The following is a 20,805-nucleotide window of genomic DNA, read 5'->3' as shown; positions in this document are numbered from 1 at the left end:
CGGGTGACCCACCACTGAAGTAGACGTGTTGTCCGCCGCGGAGGTTGCGCTCCTGCGGTTAATTCCCCACAAGGTGTTAATTGATCTCGTGGGGGGTATTCCCCGGCGGGAGCGGAGGCAAACGTTCGAGGTCAGCGTTCGACGGGGACTTCCGCCCAGGTGAGGCAGGTCCAGCCGTCGGAGGTCGCGACGAGTTCGACGACGCCGGTGTTCGGGATGAGGCCCTGGTTGGCGACCTCGGCGGTGACGTTCCCGGCGAGCCACTCGCCGCCCAGCCGGATCGCGCCACCGTGGCTCACCAGCACCACCGTGCCGTCGGGGTCGGACTGCTCGTGCTTGGCGCGCAGCCGGGCGACCGCGTCGAGCATCCGGGTGCGGACCTGCGCGCCGGTCTCACCGCCGGGGATCGGCGGGTCGAGTTCGCCGAGGGTCCACCGGCGCACGACGCTCATGTAAGTCGTGATCGAGTCCTTGTCGGTCTTGCCTTCGAGGTCGCCGGCGGCGACCTCGTGCACGCCGTCGACGACCTGGACGTCGATGCCGAGCTTGGCGGCCAGCGGCGCGGCGGTCTGCTGGGCACGGACCGCCTGCGAGGCGTAGACCGCGACGACCGGCTCGCCGTCCAGCCTCGAAGCGAGCTGCTGGGCCTGCTCGCGGCCCAGTTCGGTGAGCGGCGGACCGGGCAGCGCGGTGTCGAGCGCGCCCCGGACGTTGCCGTCGGTCTGGCCGTGACGGACGAGGAGGAGTTTCACGCCTGTGCTCCCTTCCTGACCGAAGCGACCCAGTCGATCGCGTCGGTGAAATCCTCGTTGGCGGCGCCCGGCTCGATCTCGGTCGTGCCGTTGTCCGCCCGCGGGTGGGAGCCGAGGAACCGCACGTTGCGGCACCGGCGGCGCAACGCGGCCAGCACGTCCCCGATCCGGGGCTCGGTCACATGTCCCTCGAAGTCGATGAAGAAGCGGTACTCGCCGAAGTTGTTCCTGGTCGGACGGGCGTCCAGCTTGGTCAGGTTGATCCCGCGGACCGCCAGTTCGGTGAGCAGTTCGGCCAGTGCGCCGGTGCGGTTCGTCGCGGCGGCGACGATCGACGTGCGGTCGGCCCCGGTCGGTTCCGGCAGCTCGCCGGGCGCGCGGACCAGCAGGAACCGGGTCTTGGCGTCGCGGACGTCGGCGACCTCGGTGGCCAGCACCTCCAGCGGGTAGTGCTCGACGGCGACCGGCGCGGTGACGGCCGCGTCGAACTCGCCCGCGTCGACCGCGACCGCGGCCGCGGCGGTGGACGACGTCGCGACCGGATGCGCGCCGGGCAGGTTCGCCTCGACCCAGTGACGGACCTGGGCGAGCGCGTGCGGATGGCTCGCCACAGTGCGGATCTCGGTCGTCCCCGGCCGGGTCAGCACGCTGAAGTGGACCGGCAGCAAGACCTCGGCCACCGCGACGAGCGGCTCGGCCTCGCTCAGGCTGTCGAGGGTGGCGGTGACCGCGCCCTCCACGGAGTTCTCGATCGGCACACAGGCCGCGTCGGCCCGTCCGGCGCGGACCGCGGCCAGTGCCGCCGGGATGGTCTCCGCGGGGATCAGCTCCTCGCCGGGGGCGAGCCGGCGCGCGGCCTGTTCGGTGAAGGTTCCCTGGGGGCCGAAGTAAGCGATCCGTGACACCCCGCCAGATTACGCACGCCGCGCACGGACTTTCACTCGGACAGCCGGTACGCGCACCGGTTACGCCGGGTGGCTTTTTTTGCCATGCTTAGCGCGTGACCGCCGAACCGGGCACGCACACCGGCCACGAGGATGCCGACTCCTCCTTTGCCCCCTTGCCGGACCATCCCACCCCGGAGCTGGTGCTGTGCGCCGTCGATGACCTGCTCGCGCAAGCCTGGACCACCGTCGCGGACACGGTGGACGGACGGGTCTTCGTGCACCGCGGGTCGGTGCTCGACGTCGTCGCCCAGGCCGTCGTCAGCCCCGCGAACTCCTACGGCTGGATGCGGGGCGGCATCGACGCCGTCTACGCCCGCGCCTACCCCGGCGTCGAGCAGAACGTGCGCAGCGCCGTCCTCGCCTACCACGGCGGGGAGCTCCCGATCGGCGAAGCCGTGATCGTGCCCACCGGCGAGGCCGAGCCCGCCTGGCTGATCAGCGCGCCGACGATGCGGGAACCCGGCGAACGCCTCCCCCGCGACACCGTGCACCCGTACCTGGCCGCCCGGGCCGTGTTCCAGCAGTGGCGCGACGGCAGGCTCGACCAGGGCCGGGTCCGTGATCTGGTGCACACGATCGCGATGCCGGGACTCGGTACCGGCGTCGGCGGGGTCGCTCCCGCCTCGTGCGCCCGGCAGGTCGCCGCGGCGTGGGACGAGGTCTTCACCCCCGGCCGTCCCCGTAACGGACGGTAACGCCCCGAAGCGGGCTACATCACATCGCAGCGCGTTCACGAGCCGTAAGCCCTACCGTTAAAGCGGCTTCATCCGGTTCGAGGCACGCTTTCCCGCCGAGAACTCGTCTACACGGTTTTGTACGGCGCCAGCGCTGGCGACGGGCGAGGAGTGTGCGATGCCGCGGGTCCGTGAGCTCAGTCCCTACGTCGAGCTGCACCGTGAGCAGTGGCGCGAGTTGCGCAGGTCGACGCCCCTGCCGCTGACGGCCGCTGAACTGCTGCGGCTGCGCGGTCTCGGCGAGCAGGTCGATCTCGCGGAGGTCGCCGAGGTCTACCTGCCGCTCTCCCGGCTGATCAATCTCCAGGTCGCCGCCCGGCAACGGTTGTACGAAGCCACCACCACCTTCCTCGGTGAAGACAGTCGGGGCACCAAGGTGCCGTACGTCATCGGAATCGCCGGAAGCGTCGCCGTCGGCAAGTCGACCACCGCGCGCATCCTGCGCACCCTGCTCGCCCGCTGGCCGGATCACCCCAGGGTCGACCTGGTCACCACCGACGGGTTCCTCCACCCGCGGGCGGAACTGGTCCGGCGCGGGATCATGCACCGCAAGGGCTTCCCGGAGAGCTACGACCGGCGGGCCCTGCTGCGGTTCGTCACCGACGTGAAGTCCGGGGCGGAACGGGTCAGCGCGCCGGTGTACTCGCACCTCGCCTACGACATCCTTCCCGGCGAGGAGCAGGTCGTTCAGCAACCCGACATCCTGATCCTCGAAGGACTGAACGTCCTCCAGCCCGGCCCCCGGCTCACCGTCTCCGATCTGTTCGATTTCTCGATCTACGTGGACGCGCCGACGACCGACATCGAGCGCTGGTACGTCGAGCGCTTCCTCAAACTGCGGCACACCGCGTTCGCGGACCCCGCGTCGCACTTCCACCATTTCGCCGGTCTCCCGGACGACGAGGCACGCGCCGAGGCGCGCCACCTGTGGCGCACGATCAACGAGCCGAACCTGATGGAGAACATCAAGCCGACGCGGCCTCGCGCGACCCTCGTCCTCCGCAAGGACGCCGACCACACGATCAACCGGGTCCGGCTGCGCAAGCTCTGAGCCGGTCGGGGTGCGCCAGTGACCTGGGTGGGTGAGGTGCCCGCGTGTGTGTTCGTGCAACCGGACCCAGCGCTGCCCGAGCCCTGAACGGGAACGCTGCGTAACCGGGCACGCGCGGAATCTCTACTCACGGCGAGCGTTCACGGTGACATCCAAGATCACTTAGCCGGAAGCCGATCACACGGGCGGATTCCGGTTGTTCCCTCACAAGTACCAGCCTTCGCACCACCGGCGAGCCGACAGTGGCGAGCGGTCGCGCACGGCGACCGGCGGGTAGGTTTCCTCGGCCGATCGGCCGATCCACGCTCAGTACGTGTAACCGGTTGGCCGATACCGGCTACAGCCCCCCGAGGCGACCCTTGTGTCAGGGGTTCAAGAGGTCTCGAAAAGGACCTTGAGCAGGGAGGAGGCTCACGATGTTCTCGATCATCCTGACCTGGGTCGGCTCGATTCTCGGACTCGCACTCCTGGTGGCCATGGCCGCCGGCGCCTTCGTCGTCGACTTCGACGACGCCCGCGGGGACCGCCGCCGGAAGAAGTCGCAAGTCACGGAGAGCAAGAGCACCCCGGCGGCACCGCTGGGCTGAGCACCACCGATCCAGGCGTCCGGACGTCTGGATCGTGTTCCTTCGGCGAGCACCACCGGCAACTCAGTCGAACGGGTTGTGCACCTGTGCGCCGAGTCCGGCCATGTCGGCCAGGTTCCGGGTGACCAGGGTCAGCTCGTGGATCCGGGCGGTCGCGGCGATCAGCCCGTCGACGGACGGCACTTTCCGCGGCGCGTGCTGTCGGCCCCATTCGGCCGCGATTTCGGCGGTCACCGGAAGGATCCGTTCCGAGAACTGCGCGGTGAGCCCGGCCAGCCAGTCGGCGAGCGCGTCCGCCCGCTCCCGGTCTTGATCCCCTCGATGCCTGAGTTTGTGGATTCCCCTCTCGATCTCCCCCACCGTCAGCACGCTCAGATAGAGCCTGCTCGACGACACCCCGCCCCACCACCGGGCGAAACCCGGGTTCTGCGTGCGGCGCCGGGCCTCGGACACGATGTTCGTGTCCAGCAGAAAGCTCACCCGCTCACCTCCGTGACGTCCCTCGGCAGGTCCTCCGCGCGTTCGGCGGCGATCTCCTCGAGCACGTCGGCCAGCGCCTCCCCGTATTCGGGATGGTGCTGCTCACCGGAGAGCACGAGTTTGAAATCGACGGCTTCACCGCCTCCGGCCAGCCTGCGGTAATCCATGATGTCCAGCACCACGGCCACCTCCTCCCCGTGTTTGGTGACGAACTGCGGCCCCTCGGCCGCGGCCCGGCGCAGCAGCTCGCTCAGCCGCTGCTTGGCGTCCTGCACTTGCCAGGTTGCTGCTTCCATCTAGACAGACTAGACGGATTGGGGAGGGATGGCAAGGAGGTGGCGGGTGGGGACGGGCCGTCAGGCGAGGTCGCCGAGCGCCTTCCGGTAGTCGTCGACGTCGTAGTCCATCTCGTGCTCGCCGGCTTCGCTCAGCTGCGCGGACAGCGCGTCGACGAGGCGATCGAAGATCTCGTCGCGCTCCTGCCCGGTCTCGCTCAGCCGCCGGACGGCCTGCCAGACCTCGGCGGGCTCGTCGTCCCAGAGCTGGTCGACGATCGTGGTCTTGAGCGCGAGCCGCATCCTCGGCTCGCCGTCGAAGGTCTCCTCGGCCAGCGCCTCGTGGTACTCGGGGTGCTCGCCGATCACCAGCAGGCGGCGCTGTTCGGGGTCGACGGGCTCGAGTTCCAGCTCCTCGTCGCCGATCTCCGTGTAGACGGTCGGGACGGCGAACATCCGGCGCTCGAGGGCCTCGGCGAGTTCCGCCGGGTCTTCGATGCCCTCGGAGCCGTCGAAGTAGACGTCGAGCGTGGAGTCCTCGTCCTGCGCGAACTCCTCCAGGAACTCGGTCGCGCTCTCCAGCAACGCCACGCGGGCGGCCTCGGGCAGTCCGGCGCGGTCGGCGGCCCAGGTGACCCAGCCGAGCAGGGCGGGCTCCAGCGCGTCCTCGTACGCCTCGTCGACCTCGAACTCGCCGTCCAGCAGTGATTCGAGGAACCGGGCGAGCTTCTCGGGTCCGACCCGCAGCGGGCTGCCCGGCTCGGTCTCGCAGCCGTAGTCGACGAGCAGGCGCGCGTAGAACCTGGTCGCCTCGGTGTCCTCGACGAGCCCGGATCCGATGAAGTCGGCGACGACCTCGTCGCGGACCTGCTCGGGCCATTCGGTGATCTCGGGCGAGGGCTCGGCGGCGGGCAGCGCCCGGATCCAGCCCAGCGCGATCGCGTGGAAGCGCGCGTAGTCCTCGCTGACGTCGGGCTCCTCGACGACGTCCGTCGCGGCCAGCCCGTCCGCGAGCAGCTGGTGGGCGCGCTCGGGCAGCACCTGCTCCAGCGTGACCAGCTCCGGGTCGTCGGCGGCCTGCTGCCGCATCTCGGCCAGCACGTCCTGCGGCTTGTCGACCACGACGACGTCGCGGATCCGGCCACCCTCGGTGAAGTCGACCAGCGCGAGCAGCCCGTGCTCAGCGCCGCCGCGGGAGAAGACGCAGAGAAGGGAGGACTCGTCACCGAAGACGTCCCCGGTCCGCCAGCAGTCCCCGACGGTCACCGCGGCCAGGTCCGCCGCCCACTCCGGCTCCGGGATCCCGCGGCCCAGCACGGTGTTCAGCGCCGAGGCGGCCGCCTCGCGCTCCTCTTCGGTCTCGGCGAACACCCGCATCCCGGCGAGCAGCGCGGCCGCGGCGGGGGTGATCTTCCGCTCGGCGAACGCGATGAGCTCCAGGCCCAGCGGCTGTTCACCCTCCTCGACCTCGATCTCCCACCACTGGCCGAGCACCTCGGAGGTCAGCAGTTCGACGTCGAGCACCTCGGGTTCGGCACCGAGGGTCGAGAAGTCCCGGAGGACGTCCTTGAAGAGGCCCGTCACACTCGGGGTGGAGGGCTGGGCTGCCTTCTTGCGGGCACGACTGACCGGACTCATGGCGACATGTTTTCACGCGGACCCGATCGGGCTCGTCGCGGTGGTCCTGGGCGCGCAACGCGGGGTCCCGGTCGCGGGGAGGGCGCGGGCGGACACCGGTTCAGGACCACCGCGACTTCGTCGGCCCACCAGTGTGGCTCGACCTTCTCCGCCGGGTTTCCTCGGTTCACTTCGAATAACGACCGGCGGCGGAAGCGGTTACGCCCGAATCGTTTTCGGAATCGCGATCCTCGCCGCCTTGATCTCGGCGATCAACCGCGTCTTGCGTTTGTGTATTTCCACCAACGTGCCGAGGTACGAGCTGAATTCCTCAGCCGTACCAGCCTTTTTGTGCACCGCGCGGAGTTTGCGCAGCTGCCGGGCCGCCTCGCGGTAGGAGTTCGGATCTTTATGCGTGATCAATTCTTCGACATGGTCCCGGTATATGGGAATGGTTTCGGCCGGATGGGCTACGGAACGCGAATCCGCGAGTTCGACGCGCACCGGTAAAGAGGCTTCGAAACGCACCGCCGCCCGCCACGCCTCGTCGGCCCGGTCCTCACCGAGCAGCGCGCGGACGAGTTCGTCCGCGGCCTCCGTGCTCTCGGCGGCGAGTTCGCGCAGCCTGGCCAGCGCGGTCTTCCGCTGCGCGACCCACCGTCCCGTTTCCAGCGACTCCTGACGCAGCGCGAGATACGTCGCACTGCCGGGACTCTCGTCGAAATCCTTGCGAGACAAGGGAACCGGCTCCTCTTCGACTGGAGGCGCCTCTTCCTTCTTGTCGTGAGTGAGCGCCCGCGCCGCGTGCGCGATGGCCTCACTGTGCCGTCCCGCCGCGCGCAGGACGCGCACGATCTTGAGGCTGACGTCGACCCGCGGCGGCTTGGCGGCGAGGATCGCGACCAGCGCGTCGACGTCGCCGGACACCTCCGCGAGCTCTTCGCGCAGCCGCTCGGCCGTCTCGCGTTTCACCCCGGACGGGTGCTCCGCGAGCACATCGTCCACAGTGGATTTTATCCGGGCGATCCCCTTGTCCCCCAACGCCGAGGCGAAGTCGGCCAACTCGATGACCGGCCATCCCGGACCGTCGAACTCCACCTCGAGGATCCAGGCGGCCAGGCTCTCGGGGTCCGGCGGGCGCGCGGCGCAGGCCCGCGCGTACAGCTCGACGGCCCGGTCCAACCGGTCCGTGACCTCGCCCGAGGCGTCGTCGATCTGTTCCAGCATCTCGCTGATGTCGTCGACCGTCCGGCGGGCGAGCGGGGCGAGATCGGCCCGGCTGCCGGCGTCGAGGAGCCGTTGAAGGGTGTCGAGAACGGAGCCGACTTTCGCCGCGTACTCGACGTTGCCCGCCATCACGGCGGTGTCGAGGAGGCGGTGCGCCTCGGCGAGGTCACTCCCCTGGGTGACGAATCGGCTTTCCAGGGCTTGTCGTAACACAGGGTCACGCTCGGCATGGGCATGAAGCAGGTCCGCCAGCGTCTCCGCGTCCAAGGTGCGCAGGTAGGGGCGCAGATCCGTCGTGGAACTCACCCGGACAAGTCTGCCCGACCGGTTCGCCGACGCGTGTGGGCCAACAGCGTGCTCTTTCCGGCGTAATCGCTCACCAGGTGTGACCAGGTCAGCGGCGTCGCTTCGACACGCGAAGGGCAGCGGATGACCGGGATCGGGAGCCGCCGGGCGAGCAGCATCACGATCGCCATCACCACCCCTGCGAGCAGCGAGATCGACGCGGCGGCGGCGAGCGCGCCGCTCAGCACCCGGCGGCCGCCGTCGATCGCGAGCTGCGCGGAGTACTCGATCTGGCGGGCTGCGAGGTCGCCGAGGGAGCGGCCGACGACGCCGGCCGCGACGCGCCACGCGTCCTGCCCGACGGGCGGCGGCGTGGCCGCGCTCAACGCGGTTTCGACCGCGCCGAACCGGCTCCAGTCCTCGCTGCCGATGAGCTCCCGGTAAATCCGGCGACTACTTTCCGTCAGCTTTCCGGCGACGGCGTCGAGCCTGGACCGATAGGCGCCGACCGCCGCGGCGTAGTCGAGGCGGCCCTCGTCGTCGATCCCGGCGACCGCGAGGGAGTCGCTGCGGTCCATCCCTTCGACGGCGGTGAGCAGCTCGACGGCGATCGTCTGCTGGTAGCCGACCTCGGCGTCGGGAGCGGCCCGCGCGATCTCGCGCAGGGAGGAAAGCGAAGTGTCGATGCGATCGGCGTACGCGGTGTAGATGGCGGAACGGCTGCCCGGCGCCTTCAACGCGACTGCCCGGTCTCTCTGCAGCAACGCGATCACCCGGCTCGCGTCGGCCATGACGATCGCTCCGTTTTCGGCGTCGTCGCGGTCCTGAATGGCCTGCTGGACGAGGAATCCGCCGATGAACAACGCGACGAGGACCAAGGCCGCGCTCGGCACGAAGGCGATGGAGAGCATGCGAGAGCGAAGGCTTCGCTGGTACGTCAAGGCTTTCCTTCCGGATCGGGTCCCCGACGCGGAGCGACGCTATGCAAGTTGCAAATTGCACGTCAACGCCCGTCCGCCATACGGCGGTTAGCGCACCGTGACGATCTGGTAGGCACGGCACGTGACACTCGACGATCTCAACCAGCGCCTCCGCGACTTCGCCGCGGCACGGTCCTGGGAACCGTTCCATACCCCGAAGAACCTGGTCATGGCGCTGTCCGGCGAAGTCGGCGAGCTGACTTCGCTGTTCCAGTGGCTCACTCCGGAGGAGTCCGCGAAGTGGCGTTCCGACCCTGAACTGGCGCACAACGTCGTCGACGAAATCGCCGACGTGACGCTGTATCTGCTGCAGCTGGCGAACAGTCTGGACGTCGACCTGATCGAAGCGGCCAACGCGAAGATCGACCGGAACGAGCACCGTTTCCCGGCGCCCGGAAGTTAGGCCCTGACGGCGATCTGCCAGCCGCCGAGCAGCCCGCCGACGCCCAGGACGCCGACGAAGACGCCCGCGGCGAGTCCCGCTCCGCCGAACAGCGCGAGCACCGTAATGAACATGAGCAGCATTCCGAGCCCCATCAGGACCCGTCCGGCCCAGAGCAGCACGGACGGCGTCCGCGGCGGAGGCGTGAAGACGCCGGTCCGCCTGTCATGGGCGGGCCAGTGCGCCGGAGGCGCGGGGACCGGAATCGGTGCGGGGACCGGGACAGGCGCGGTCGACGGCTGGGGAACGAGACCCAGCGCTTGGCGTGCCTCGGCGATTCCGAGCATCCTCGCACCGAGTTCGCCCGCCCTGGCGATCCGCGGCTCGGCAGGCGGAACCCCGGAGCCCACGACGAGGTGGGTCACCGACGCGGTGAGCTTCTTCGCGAGTTGGAGCCCCGCGTCGAGTACCGCGGCGCGCAAGCCGTCCTCCGCCAGCCCGTCGCCGAGAACGAGGACGCGGCGGCGCCCGCCGGACGAGGTCGCGGTGGCCTGGAGTCCGTGCAGCACCTCCGGCACTCTCAGTGCCGCCGCGACGGTGCGCAGATCCCGCTCTTCCTCGGTGGTGATGACGCCGTCGCTCTCGGCGAGCTCACGCATCGCGCGGACGAACCCGGTGTGCACCCGGTGCAGGTCCGCGTCCGACATCCCCGCCGCCGAAGCCGCGGCGACGAGGGCCCTCGCTTCGGCGTCCGAGATGTGCCTGTCGGCCAAGGCGTTCCCGAGCAGTTCGACGTAGGCGTCCCGCAGCGAGCCGGGCGCGCCGAAAGCGGCTTCGGGTACCCGGTCGACGAAGTCCGCCATCCAGGTGCCGCCGCTCGGCACCATCGCACGGCGGGGCGAGAGGCGTGCGGACGGCGCGAACCGCGGTAGTTCCGGGAACACCGGCGGGGACGCGAACCTGAGGCCGTGCGTGGTCACCAGGGTCGTCACGATCCGCGCGCACACATACGCGTCGGCGAGCGCCGTGTGCGCCGCGAACTCGCCGACACCGACCGCCTCGGCGACCGTGGCCAGGCGGTAGTTCGGCAGCCGGAGCGAGCGTCGCGCCGCGGCCAGCGTGCACACCCCCGGCATGGCCGGGACCCGGGCGCCCAGCCTGCCGAATTCCCCGCCGAGGAACCGCGCCTCGAAGGGCAGGTTGTGCGCGACCAGGACACTGCCCTGGCAGAGATCGAGGAAATCGCCCAGCACCTCGCCGAGGTACGGAGCGTTGTCGAGTTCGCGGCGGGTGATCCGGTGCACGTGGGCCGGGCCGGGGTCCACGCCGCGGCCGGGATTGACCAGCGTCGAGAACTCGCGCAGGACCGTGCCGTCCGCGCGGACACGCACGGCCGCGACCTCGACCACGTGTCCCGGATGCAGGCCGGTGGTCTCGAAATCGATGGCGGTGAACTCCGTCGTGCCCACGGCGAACCGGCCGTCTCCGGTCAACACGAGGTTTTCGACTGTCTCCGCCATTTCGTTTCCTTTTCTCGAAGCATCTACCGGTGGATCGCGACGCCGTCGCCCGCGTAACGCCCGAACGCCGACGGTGACCTGTTCGTGGCCGCTTCGTGACGAAATATCCGGGCTTGTAACGACATTCGGTGGATGAACGACAAAAACCGGCAAAGCCCACCCGAGGCAAGAATTCCGAGGACGCCCATGCACACCGATCCCACCGAACGGCCTTCTCGTGAGAAGCGGATGCCTCGCTGGATGATGATCGTTCTCGCCGCCTTTTCCGTCCTCTTCGTACTCGGCGCCGTCTTCGGCAAAACACCGCAGCCACAACAGGAACCGCCTGCCGCCGCGGCCGTTCGCGTCGAACAGACGCCGAGCCCGACGACGTCTTCGTCCACCGCTCCGAATACGTACCGGGTGGCCGAGGTGAGGGATGCCGGCACGATCAAGGTGACCGGCCCCGGTGGCGAGAAAATCATCCATGTTCTCGGTTTGGCGACCCCTCCGAGCACCAATGGATGTTTCGCCACGGAAACCGTCACGTGGGCAAAGAACACACTTGCGGGACAGGAAGTCGTCATTCAAGCCGTGTCCGATGACGCCGGTGTCGCGCTGGCTTCGGTCAGCATGGTGAACGGTGGCGATTACTCCACCACCGCACTCAAAGCGGGATACGCGAAATACGCGAGCAAGGCTGTCGAGAAGACGGTCGGTGTCGCGCTCCAGGCCGCGGAAGCCGCCGCGCGGACGGCCGGGAACGGGCTCTGGGGTCCCCCGTGCCTCGGCAAGATCGACACGCCGCCCACTTCCGTCGCGCCACCGCAGCAGCCCGTCGCGGCGCCGCCGACGACCACTCGGGCCGAGCCCACCACGAAGAAGACCACCCCTCCGCCCGCGGCGGAGGAACCGGACCCGCCCAAGGCCGCCTACTACCCGAACTGCGCCGCCGCGCGGGCGGCAGGGGCAGCGCCGTTGTACGCGGGCCAGCCCGGGTACAGCCGCAAACTCGACCGGGACGGCGACGGCGTGGCCTGCGAGTAGCCGTTTCCCCGGCGCCCGGTTAGCCACCTTTCGGGTCTTGTGACCTCTTTCGCGAGCCGAAACACTGTGCCGACGTCCCTGGAGGTGGCCCTTGTCGCGTTCGGCTCGCACCGCGGTCCTGGCACTGATGCTTTCCCTGAGCGCGGTCGCCGCGCCGGCGTACGCGGCACCACCGCCGTCGGCGCCGCACCGGGACCCCGGCAACGGGCCGGAACGCAACGACGTCGCCGCGACCGACCCGGCGATGGGTGCCGCGCGGGCCGCCGCGGGCGAGAACGTCGCGGGCGACCACTCCGGTTATCCGCGCAAGACCAAGCTGCGGGTGTACCCGGAGAACCCGGCCGACAAGTCGATCAAACTCGGGCTCGCGCCGTATCACACGATCGCGCCGAAGCTGAACGCGCTGCAGGCACGCGGCAACCGGGTCTCGGTCGAGATCGCCGGGCAGTCGGGCCTCGGCCGTGACCTCTACCTGGTGACGGTCACCGCGCCGGAGAGTCCCTTCGAGACGCGGCGGCAGGACGCGTGGCGGTCGCTGATCGAGAACGACCCGGCCCGCGCCGCGCGCGACCCGTTCCTGCGCCACGGTTACAAGGCGCCGGTGTGGATCAACAACAACATCCACGGCAACGAATGGGAAGGCACCGACGGCGCGCTCCGCGTCATCGAGAAGCTGGCGACGTCGAACGATCCCAAGACCGCCGAACTGCTGAAGCGGAACCGCTTCTACTTCAACGTCACGGCCAATCCGGACGGCCGGGTCGCCGGCACGCGGCAGACGTCTCAGGGTTTCGATCCCAACCGCGACTTCGTCACCGCGTCACAGCCGGAAGTGCGGGCCATGCGCGGGATCGCCATCGGCAAGCAGCCGCTGATGATGCTGGACGAACACGGCTACGTCGAGAACACGCTCATCGAGCCGACCACCCCGCCGCACGGCCAGAACTACGACTTCGACCTCTACATCAAGCACGGGTACGCCAACGGTCTCGGCATGGAGCAGGCGGTCAAGGCGCTGGGACGACCGGAGACGGCGAAACCGGAGATCCCGTTCCGCGACTACGACCCCGGCAGCTGGGACGGCTGGGCGCCGATCTACACGGCCCAGTACGCGATGTACCACGGCGCGGTGTCGTTCACGATCGAGATCCCGATGCGGGTCAACAACGCGGACTACGAAACGCAGCCCGTCGCGGAACTCCGGCGGCGCTCGGTGATCAACACCGAGGTCGTCGAGGCCACCATCGGCAGCACGCTGACCTACGTCGACCGCAACCGCGGTGAGCTGATCGCGAACCAGATCGAGATGTTCCGCCGCGGCGGCGCGGGCGAGGCGCAGCGCGAGATCCCCGACGGGTTCGTGCCCGGTTTCGGACCGGAAGACCGCTACCGCACCGAATTCCCGCGCGCGTACGTCATCCCCGCGGGCGCGGACCAGCGCTCGGGTGCTGCGGCTTCGCGGCTCGTCGACCATCTGGTGGCCAACGACGTCCGCGTGCGGCAGGCCGATCGCCCGTTCTCGCTGGCCGGGCGCCGGTATCCGGCCGGTTCGTACCTCGTGGACATGCACCAGCCGAAGCGCGGGCTGGCGAACGTGATGCTGGAACAGGGCAGCGACATCTCGGCGAAGGTGCCGGTCATGTACGACATCTCCGGCTGGAGCCATCGCCTGTTGTGGGGCGCGTCGGTCGACATCGTCAAGCAGGGGAGGCTCGACGTCCGGGCGCACGACGTCACCGCCGCGTCGCCCACCGGCGGCATCGACGCCGCGCCCGGCCGGGACCTCGCGCTGAAGCTCGTCGACGGCCAGGACGTCAGCGCCGTCAACGACCTGCTGAACCGCGGCTTCGCTCTGGGACGCGCGGAGGACGGCACGATCGTCGTCCCGGCGTCGGCGCGACCGGCCGCCGCCGAGGTGGCGGACCGCTACGGCGTCCGGTTCACCGAGGCTCGCGGCGCGGCGACCCCGCTGAGCCGTAAGACGATCGCGGGAGCCGTCGGCCCGGACGAGTTGAAGGCGTTGCGGGACATGGGCTTCGACGTCCGGCCGGTGTCGGCGGCGGTGCTCAACGCCGGTTTCGACTGGTCCAAGGTGGACCTGCTGTTCGTCTCTTCGGGACTGCGGTACACCGACCTCACCCCGGCCGCGAAGGACGCTCTAAATGCCTTCTTGGCCCGCGGCGGCGTGATCACCCGTGGTGCCACGGGCGCGCGGTTCAACACTGACGTGGGACTTCTCGCGGCACGTCCGGTGGCGGGCTGGGAGGACGGCAACGGCGTCGTTTCGGTGGTCAACGGGACCGGCCCGGTGGGGACCGGCGCGCTGCCGGACTCGTTCGTCTACGGGCCGTTCTGGTTCACCGAGCTCGGCTCCTCGGTCCAGGTCGAGCAGCGCTACGCGAGCGGGAATCCGCTGGTCGCGGGGCATTGGCGGACCCGAGACGACGGGACGGGCGGGCCGCTGCAGGCGGCGGGTCAGGCCGCCGTCGTGTCCGGCACTTCGGGGCTCGGCGGGAAGGTGGTGCTGTTCGGCACCGAGCCGCTGTTCCGTGATCACCCGAAGGGCTTGTATTCGCAGGTGGCCAAGGCGGTTTACTGGGCGGCCGCGAAGTAACGTGGGGGTATGCCCGTATCCCGCGGCCGGAAACCGAAGAAGAACAAGAAGCCGGCAAGGACACCAAAGGCACCGGTTCTGGAGCCGACGGCCCTGCCGGATTGGATGCCGGAGTCGATCGAGAACGTCCTGGACGAGGCGGCTGTTCTCCTCAAGGCGGAAGCCCCTCGCGAACTCGATCAGGCGACGGCCTCGCTGCTCGGCGCCGAGCTGCACCGGGCGCTGCGGGGAGAGAACGGCGGCCTCGACTTCGACCTGTTCTTCGAAGCCGTCGTGCTCGCGGCGGCGAACGCGGAGCCGCGTCTGGAGCTTTGGCTGCTGCTGCAGGGGATGAGCGCGATCGCCCCGCCGGGATTCGAGTCGTTCGTCCGCACGAGCGCGAGCAGGTTGCGAAAGGCGCTGCGGTCGGAAGTCCTGCCCGAATGGCCTCGACTGGCTGCGAAGGTCAAGGCGACCGGCGACGTCTGGGAGCTTCAGGACGGCTACGGAACCCGCCTCGGCGTGCTCGCGGCTTATGGCTACCCGGGTGACACGACCTCCACGATCTACCTGTTCGAGGTCGACACGTCGTGGATCCCCCGTCTCAGCGGCGGCGGCGTCTTCGACTCACTCGATCAGGCGGCCGCAGCCTGGCGGGAGCGGTTCGGCGGGACGGCGGCGCCCGAGCCGATCACGGATCCGGGCCGTCTGGACGGTCTCGTCAACCGCTCACTGGACATACTGGGCGACGAATCGCGCGTCACCCTCGACAACTGGTATCGCGCCGAACGACGCTACCTGACTCTGGACAGCGCGCTGAAGAACCGGGGTCTGCGACTGCCGCCGAGCCACTCCTACTTCACCGACATCGACCCGATGGTGATGACCGAGCCCTTCAACGCCTGGCACCTCGAGAAGTTCGGCAACGAACCCGACGACCTGGTCGTCGAGGACCTGGCCGCCGAATGGATGGAGGGCATCGTCCCGGCAACCTGGTTCGCCGTGTCGCCGGACCGGCTCGATCACGTTCGCAGCCTGATCGGTGACTGGCCCGACGACACCATCCGTCCCGCCGCGCAAGCGCTGCTGCCAACGTGGGTGCGATGGCTGGGCGAACGGGCCGGACTGCCGTCGGCGCTGGTGGAAGGGCTGGTCACCGAGGTGGCGAAGTAACGGAGTCAGGAGCTGCCGACGCTGCTCCGATCCGTGGGGGCTGCGCGGGTTGCGCAGCCCCCTTGTTCTCATCCGTTGACCGCCGACACGTTCTCTTCCAAATCGTTCAGCAACGCGTGGACAGGCGCCCAGCACAACATGACACTGTCCCGATCGAAACGCGGCCGTTCCGACAGCTCTTTACGAGGGTGGACGAAGTTCCGGAAATCTCGCACCGTATCCGTGAACTTCTTCGCGTCGAGCTGAATCCAGTCCTTCGCATGTGCTGTCTCGATCAGCAATTGCAGGGAAACACGATCGGCTTTCATCCGCCCTCGCTGCTGTTGCGTACCGGAACGCTGTGTGATGTCGGGGAACCCGTTCGTTCGCAAATCGGCGTCCCGCTCCGTCAGCATCGCGTGTAAGAGGCCTTCCACCAGGCTTCCGATGCCGATGATGGCCATCGTGTACGCGCCGCCCGATTCGCAGATCCGGGTTTCCTCCAAGCGCCCCATGAGCATGTCCACGGTACGCGAATCGGCGATGAGCGCCTCGATCCGGCGGCGGAAGTCCGGCGGCTCGGAGTAGATGGGCTGGTCGCCGTTTTTCCCCAGCTCCCCGAGAACAGGGCGGCCGGCGGAGAGGGCGACCACCATGCCTTCCGGCTCGAGAATCGCGTTGACCTCGGCGCGGAACACTTCAGAAGTGACGGTTCCGTCGTCGTACTCGATAGGGTCGCAGACACGGCAGATCAGGCGAGTGATCGCCGCTTGATCGTCAGGCCTGTCCGTCAGTTGTTCCACGAACCAGGCGATCCTGGGTGAGCCGTCGTATTCCGGCGGACCGACCCACCCGACCTGCTTGAACAACGCCGCCAGCTCATATCCCTTCCGTTCGTACGCGCCGCCGTGGTCGACGACGACCTTGGCGAGCCGGTCAATGGTACGCGTGTCCAGCGGGAACATTCAGTTCTCCTCCTTGTCGGCAAGGTGCTGCGCGATCTCGATGGCCTTGTTCAACCGCTCGACGATCACCTTGCCGCGGTTCTGAAAACCCAGTTCTGCCATGGCTTCTTTAAGTCGTTCATCCCGGTCGAGATGGAGGCGATCGGTCATCAGCCAACGGCAGAGTTCGATGAGCTGTCGTTCGGAATACTCGGTGATCCTCAGCCCGGCTGGCACCTGCGGCTTCGGCCCTCGTGAGGGCTTGTTCACCGCAGGCTCCGGCTCCGCGGCAGGCGAGCGCTCTGGCTCCGGCTCGGCGACGTCATGCGCGCGGTGCCAGGCAGCGACGATCTTGTCGGTCTCCTCGGCCGGGTCGGAAAACCAAGCCGAAGACCACAAGCGATGAAAGGTCCACCCCAGCCGTTCCAGATGTGATTGCCGCAACCGGTCCCGATCCCGCGCGCTCTGCGACGAGTGATACCGGTGGCCATCGGCTTCCACCGCGAGGATCATCCGTCCAGGGTCCTCACGATGAGCCAACGCGAAGTCGATGCGGTAACCGGAGAAGCCCCACTGCGGCTGCACAAGGATGCCTCGATCCAGCAGCGCGTCGTGGACCGCCCGTTCGAAACCATTGAGTGTCGCGGTCGTCGGCCGTCCGATCTGGTCGACGTCACCGAGGCGCTGTGCGAATTCCAGGTATCTGCGCAGCAACTCGGTGCCGGTGATGTCCGTCCTGGGTTCCAGCGCGTCGGCGGTGAACGAAGAGACGACGACCATCCGCCGTTTCGCCCTGGTGACCGCGACGTTCAGCCTTCGATCACTCCCCTGATAGTTGAGTGGCCCGAAGCCCTGACGAGAAATACGCCCGTTCGCTCCCTTGGCGACACCGATACTGAGAATGATCACGTCGCGTTCGTCACCCTGGACACTCTCCAGGTTCTTCACGAAGAATCGGCGACCGAGCTCGACCTCGTCGGAGAAAAACTCGTCCAGTTGCGGATGTTCTTTCCGGACCTCCAGCAGCCGTCGCTGAATCCGTGCCTGGTGTTTCGTACCCAGGGTGATCACTCCCAGACTATCGCCGGGGTGCTCGCGGAAATGCGCCAGCACGAGTTCGACAACTCGCTCCACCTCCGCCGGCGATGAGCCGTTTTGCCCTGGTGAAACCACACCGTCGACCAACTCCAGAGACACCGGACTCATCTTCGCGGCCCCCGGGAAGGTGACCAGACCCTGACGGTAGATCTCCCGGTTGGAGAACGAGATGAGCCGTTCATCCGCGCTCCGGTAGTGCCAGCTCAACATCTGGCTGGCCGGAATGACCGGTCGAAGCGCGGTCAAGATGGACTCGTAGTCGCTGAGATTGCCGTCGAGGTCGTCGTCCTCCTCGTCGTCGGCCGAGATGGCACGATCGAAGAAGTCCGACGGCGGCAGCTGCTTCTCATCCCCGGCGACGACCAACCTGTCCCCGCGCATGATCGACGTGATCGCGTCCGGTGGGCGGATCTGGCTGGCCTCGTCGAAAACGACCAGATCGAACAGCCGCTTGGCCGGCAGCATCCGACTCACGACAAGCGGGGACATGGCCCAGCACGGTCGGAGTGCGAGCATCACGTCCGACGCCTGCTCGACCAGCTTTCTGGTCGGCATATGCCGGGTTTTGAGACTGGCCTGACGTTTCAGGATGCGGGCCTGTTCAGGATAGTCATCCTTCGCGGCGCGAACATGCCGTGCGACCTGACGGCGTACGCGTCGTGCGGAAGTCTCCCGATGCCTGACATCAGCTTCCCTGAACTCGGTATTGACCCGGTTCTGCCGCTCGGCGACGAACTGGGCGAGTTCGGGAATGCCGAGTTTGAACTCGTCGTCGAGCGACGCCAGCCAACTTCGTTGAAAAGCCTGCCAGGTGTCCTCGGCGGCGAGGTCGCGATCGGCTACCTGTTCGAGGAAGCCCCGCAACCCCAAACTCTCGAAACGACCAAGTGCGGCATTGAGCCCAGGCATCCTGAACAGCATCTCGCGATCGTCTCGAAGCGCTTCCAGGTTCTGCTCGATCACTTCCGCCGGACCCGACTCGAGGTCCGGCCTTTGCGCCGACAATGCGACAGAGGCGAGTTGACGCCGCAGATCCGCGTAGTCCCGCATGACCTCCTGCAGCCCCAACACCGCGGACGGCTGCGTATGCGCACCGCCGAGCTCGTGCCACCGGTGGCGTTGCCGGAGCACCTCGCCCAAGGCCGCGTGCAGGGCGGGCTTCTTGGTCAACCCGTGCCGGGACATTCCTCGGAGCCGCTTCACGAGGTCTCGCCGCTGCTTCCACGGCAACGGCTGGGGATACCGCGCCCGCGCGGCCCGATTCCCGGTCGCATAGTGGAACTGATCGAGGTGGACACCGAAGATGTCTTGCCCGAATGCGGTCACGCTCCGTTCCACGGCGTCGAGAAGGGCAAGGACATCCTGCCAGCCGACGATGTCCTGCGGCTTCCTCAACCCGGTCTGAGCGAGCAGCCGCTGCATGTTGTCCTGCCCGCGCTTCAACGTCTTGCCTGCGAGTTGGTCGAGCTCGAACAGCACGCGCCTGGCATCCTGCTCGGTCCGCACAGGCGCCTTCGCCCAGGGCGTGGAATTCCGCAGGATCCTCAGCCCGCCTTGCTCCACGAAGTTCTTGAGGTCTTCCCCGAGAGCGCGAACCGTCTCGCTGGTCAGCAGGTGCAGTTGCGCACCACGGAACGAGATCGAGATTTCCTGCACTGTGGAGAGATCGAGGAGGCGATCCCGGACTTCGTAGGCGCTGAGCCCCCATGGATCCCGTCGCCGATGGAGTTCGTGCGAGTGGCTGATCAGCCGCCACCGGGAGTGGACGAGCTTCTCGTGCAGCTCGTCGACCTCGACCGGCGGTTCCTTGGCCACTTGGTCAAGGCTCTCCGCGAGCTGCTGGGCAATACGCCGTTTGCTGATCTTGTCCTGGTGAAGATCGAAGATCAGACCATCGAGTCCGACCTCGTCGAGGCGATTCAGCACCGCTTCGATCGCCGCGCGCTTCTCAGCGACGAACAGCACTCGCTTTCCGGCGGCCGCGGCGCCGGCGATGATGTTGGCGATGGTCTGGCTCTTCCCGGTCCCCGGAGGCCCTTCGATGAAGAGGTGCTGGCCGTTCAAGGCGGTCATGATGGCCCGGTGTTGCGACGAGTCCGCGTCCTGAACCAGGAACTCCGACGCAGGCGGCACCTGATCGACCAGCGGCAGGTTCGCGGCCGCGGCTTCCTGCTCCAGGACCTCCTTGGCGGGCGGATAGCCGGCCAGTGCCGCGACAAGGTCGTGCTCCACCAGCAGATCCGTAGCGTTCGCAAGATCTTCGACCATGGGTAGCTTCGCGTAGTTGAACGCTCCGAGGACGGCCGCGTTCTCAAGGGTCAGGTCGACTCTCTGCGCGGCCGCGACCGCGGCCAACTCCGCATGTACCCGTTCGACCTGCTCATCGTGCTCGATCATCGGGTCGAGGTGTGCTTCCAGCCGCTCGGTCAGCGTCGCTCGATCGAAATCGATCCCGTAGTGCTGGTTGAGGGCGTGCAACAGCACGGGATTGACTTCGGCCTCGTCAGTGATCTCAAGCGTGTAGTCGGTCTCTGACGCCGTCCTCGCCTTGAGACTGATCGGACAGAGCAAAAGCGGGGCGCGGAGTGGCTTGACGGGGCTCGTACCGCGGTGCTGTTCCGCACTGGTGTTGACGAGTCCGAACGCCACCCGGCCTACGTCGACACCCTGTTCTTCCTCGAACAGCTGGATCCGCTTGCTGAGATCGCGAGCCCTGGTCCGCGCGTCCCGGTGAGAGTCCTCGTCCGGGAACAACTGGCGTAGCCGAGTCTTGTTGCCCTTGACCAGCCCGGTGAGAGCGGCTGGTTCCGCCTTGCTCAGGTCAAGGCTGCCCAGCTTGGTGCTCTTGAAGTACAGCATCGTGTTCCGATGCCCGAAGTCGATCAGGCTGTCCCGCCAAGCAGCCGCCTTCTCCGCGACGATCGCATGGCGTCGCGGATCCCTCTGTGCGGTCATACCGCTTCCCCTCGCAGAACGGTGGTGGACCTGGACGGGTGCCTACCGTCAGGGCCCGCCGTTCTGCGGCGAGCCCTCCAGAATGCCACAGCCTTTGACAGCGCGGAAGCGCACCACCGAGAGATGCTGCATTCGGAAGACGATCACTCCCCTCCTCGGCTTAGAGTCGTTCGCCTATGCGGCGATGTCACACTCCCGTA

General features: G+C 68.0%; 17 protein-coding genes. 7 read left to right on the top strand and 10 right to left on the bottom strand.

Annotation, left to right across the window (positions count from 1 at the left end; genetic code table 11):
• Positions 1-131: 131 nt before the first annotated feature.
• Both ACLJPX_RS21930 and pheA read right to left on the bottom strand, forming a co-directional pair.
• On the bottom strand, positions 132-752 hold the full coding sequence (locus tag ACLJPX_RS21930; protein WP_410601710.1) for a histidine phosphatase family protein: 621 nt from the start codon (positions 750-752) through the stop codon (positions 132-134).
• Positions 749-1,657, bottom strand: coding sequence for a prephenate dehydratase (pheA, locus tag ACLJPX_RS21925; protein WP_101611741.1), 909 nt, complete (start codon positions 1,655-1,657; stop codon positions 749-751). The genes ACLJPX_RS21930 and pheA overlap by 4 nt, the downstream gene beginning before the upstream one ends.
• A gap of 95 nt (positions 1,658-1,752) precedes the next feature.
• On the opposite strand from pheA, the gene ACLJPX_RS21920 reads away from it, so the two are divergent.
• From ACLJPX_RS21920 to ACLJPX_RS21910, 3 genes are all read left to right on the top strand, one after another.
• Positions 1,753-2,394 (top strand): macro domain-containing protein, encoded by a 642-nt coding sequence (locus ACLJPX_RS21920; RefSeq protein ID WP_410601709.1) that lies wholly within the window; start codon positions 1,753-1,755, stop codon positions 2,392-2,394.
• Positions 2,395-2,551: 157 nt separating this feature from the next.
• Positions 2,552-3,484 (top strand): type I pantothenate kinase, encoded by a 933-nt coding sequence (gene coaA / locus ACLJPX_RS21915; protein WP_101611740.1) that lies wholly within the window; start codon positions 2,552-2,554, stop codon positions 3,482-3,484.
• A gap of 416 nt (positions 3,485-3,900) precedes the next feature.
• The gene (locus tag ACLJPX_RS21910) at positions 3,901-4,071 is read left to right on the top strand and encodes a hypothetical protein (RefSeq protein ID WP_168214462.1); all 171 of its coding nucleotides are present in this window, start codon (positions 3,901-3,903) and stop codon (positions 4,069-4,071) included.
• 63 nt (positions 4,072-4,134) lie between these two features.
• On the opposite strand, the gene ACLJPX_RS21905 is transcribed toward ACLJPX_RS21910, so the two are convergent.
• The 5 genes from ACLJPX_RS21905 to ACLJPX_RS21885 all read right to left on the bottom strand — a co-directional run bounded on the left by ACLJPX_RS21905 (position 4,135) and on the right by ACLJPX_RS21885 (position 8,866).
• Positions 4,135-4,551 carry a type II toxin-antitoxin system VapC family toxin gene (locus ACLJPX_RS21905; RefSeq protein ID WP_101611739.1) on the bottom strand — a complete coding sequence of 139 codons (417 nt, stop codon included), beginning with the start codon at positions 4,549-4,551 and terminating at the stop codon, positions 4,135-4,137.
• The gene (locus ACLJPX_RS21900; RefSeq protein WP_233223062.1) at positions 4,548-4,847 is read right to left on the bottom strand and encodes a type II toxin-antitoxin system Phd/YefM family antitoxin; all 300 of its coding nucleotides are present in this window, start codon (positions 4,845-4,847) and stop codon (positions 4,548-4,550) included. The genes ACLJPX_RS21905 and ACLJPX_RS21900 overlap by 4 nt, the downstream gene beginning before the upstream one ends.
• A gap of 60 nt (positions 4,848-4,907) precedes the next feature.
• Positions 4,908-6,464 (bottom strand): DUF1841 family protein, encoded by a 1,557-nt coding sequence (locus ACLJPX_RS21895; protein ID WP_410601708.1) that lies wholly within the window; start codon positions 6,462-6,464, stop codon positions 4,908-4,910.
• A gap of 198 nt (positions 6,465-6,662) precedes the next feature.
• Entirely contained in the window at positions 6,663-7,976 is a 1,314-nt protein-coding gene (locus ACLJPX_RS21890; protein ID WP_410601707.1) for a hypothetical protein, read from the bottom strand.
• On the bottom strand, positions 7,973-8,866 hold the full coding sequence (locus tag ACLJPX_RS21885; RefSeq protein ID WP_410601706.1) for a nitrate- and nitrite sensing domain-containing protein: 894 nt from the start codon (positions 8,864-8,866) through the stop codon (positions 7,973-7,975). The genes ACLJPX_RS21890 and ACLJPX_RS21885 overlap by 4 nt, the downstream gene beginning before the upstream one ends.
• A gap of 151 nt (positions 8,867-9,017) precedes the next feature.
• On the opposite strand from ACLJPX_RS21885, the gene ACLJPX_RS21880 reads away from it, so the two are divergent.
• Positions 9,018-9,338, top strand: a complete 321-nt coding sequence (locus tag ACLJPX_RS21880) for a nucleotide pyrophosphohydrolase (RefSeq protein ID WP_101611734.1) — start codon at positions 9,018-9,020, stop codon at positions 9,336-9,338.
• Here ACLJPX_RS21880 and ACLJPX_RS21875 read toward each other — a convergent pair.
• Positions 9,335-10,837 carry an exonuclease domain-containing protein gene (locus tag ACLJPX_RS21875; protein ID WP_410601705.1) on the bottom strand — a complete coding sequence of 501 codons (1,503 nt, stop codon included), beginning with the start codon at positions 10,835-10,837 and terminating at the stop codon, positions 9,335-9,337. The genes ACLJPX_RS21880 and ACLJPX_RS21875 overlap by 4 nt on opposite strands.
• A 186-nt stretch (positions 10,838-11,023) precedes the next feature.
• Between ACLJPX_RS21875 and ACLJPX_RS21870 the strand changes: the two genes are divergently transcribed.
• The 3 genes from ACLJPX_RS21870 (at position 11,024) to ACLJPX_RS21860 (ending at position 15,629) form a co-directional block, all read left to right on the top strand.
• Positions 11,024-11,863 (top strand): excalibur calcium-binding domain-containing protein, encoded by an 840-nt coding sequence (locus ACLJPX_RS21870; RefSeq protein WP_410601704.1) that lies wholly within the window; start codon positions 11,024-11,026, stop codon positions 11,861-11,863.
• A gap of 91 nt (positions 11,864-11,954) precedes the next feature.
• Positions 11,955-14,477 (top strand): M14 family zinc carboxypeptidase, encoded by a 2,523-nt coding sequence (locus tag ACLJPX_RS21865; RefSeq protein WP_410601703.1) that lies wholly within the window; start codon positions 11,955-11,957, stop codon positions 14,475-14,477.
• A gap of 9 nt (positions 14,478-14,486) precedes the next feature.
• On the top strand, positions 14,487-15,629 hold the full coding sequence (locus tag ACLJPX_RS21860; RefSeq protein WP_410601702.1) for a hypothetical protein: 1,143 nt from the start codon (positions 14,487-14,489) through the stop codon (positions 15,627-15,629).
• Between the two features lie 68 nt (positions 15,630-15,697).
• On the opposite strand, the gene ACLJPX_RS21855 is transcribed toward ACLJPX_RS21860, so the two are convergent.
• On the bottom strand, positions 15,698-16,573 hold the full coding sequence (locus ACLJPX_RS21855; protein ID WP_410601701.1) for a hypothetical protein: 876 nt from the start codon (positions 16,571-16,573) through the stop codon (positions 15,698-15,700).
• Complete coding sequence (locus ACLJPX_RS21850) at positions 16,574-20,605, bottom strand: AAA domain-containing protein (protein WP_410601700.1); 4,032 nt, start codon at positions 20,603-20,605, stop codon at positions 16,574-16,576.
• Between the last annotated feature and the right edge of the window lie 200 nt (positions 20,606-20,805).

This window comes from Amycolatopsis sp. lyj-90, from assembly GCF_046549035.1.
In the GTDB taxonomy this organism is placed as follows: domain Bacteria; phylum Actinomycetota; class Actinomycetes; order Mycobacteriales; family Pseudonocardiaceae; genus Amycolatopsis.
This window is presented reverse-complemented; position numbering and strand designations above follow the sequence as displayed.

Bases quoted from the DNA above. Each gene is read 5' to 3' on its own strand.
- coaA (WP_101611740.1), top strand. From the start codon at position 2,552: ATGCCGCGGGTCCGTGAGCTCAGTCCCTACGTCGAGCTGCACCGTGAG.
- ACLJPX_RS21910 (WP_168214462.1), top strand. From the start codon at position 3,901: ATGTTCTCGATCATCCTGACCTGGGTCGGCTCGATTCTCGGACTCGCA.
- ACLJPX_RS21900 (WP_233223062.1), bottom strand. From the start codon at position 4,847: ATGGAAGCAGCAACCTGGCAAGTGCAGGACGCCAAGCAGCGGCTGAGC.
- ACLJPX_RS21895 (WP_410601708.1), bottom strand. From the start codon at position 6,464: ATGAGTCCGGTCAGTCGTGCCCGCAAGAAGGCAGCCCAGCCCTCCACC.
- ACLJPX_RS21885 (WP_410601706.1), bottom strand. From the start codon at position 8,866: ATGCTCTCCATCGCCTTCGTGCCGAGCGCGGCCTTGGTCCTCGTCGCG.
- ACLJPX_RS21875 (WP_410601705.1), bottom strand. From the start codon at position 10,837: ATGGCGGAGACAGTCGAAAACCTCGTGTTGACCGGAGACGGCCGGTTC.
- ACLJPX_RS21870 (WP_410601704.1), top strand. From the start codon at position 11,024: ATGCACACCGATCCCACCGAACGGCCTTCTCGTGAGAAGCGGATGCCT.
- ACLJPX_RS21860 (WP_410601702.1), top strand. From the start codon at position 14,487: ATGCCCGTATCCCGCGGCCGGAAACCGAAGAAGAACAAGAAGCCGGCA.
- ACLJPX_RS21855 (WP_410601701.1), bottom strand. From the start codon at position 16,573: ATGTTCCCGCTGGACACGCGTACCATTGACCGGCTCGCCAAGGTCGTC.
- ACLJPX_RS21850 (WP_410601700.1), bottom strand. From the start codon at position 20,605: ATGACCGCACAGAGGGATCCGCGACGCCATGCGATCGTCGCGGAGAAG.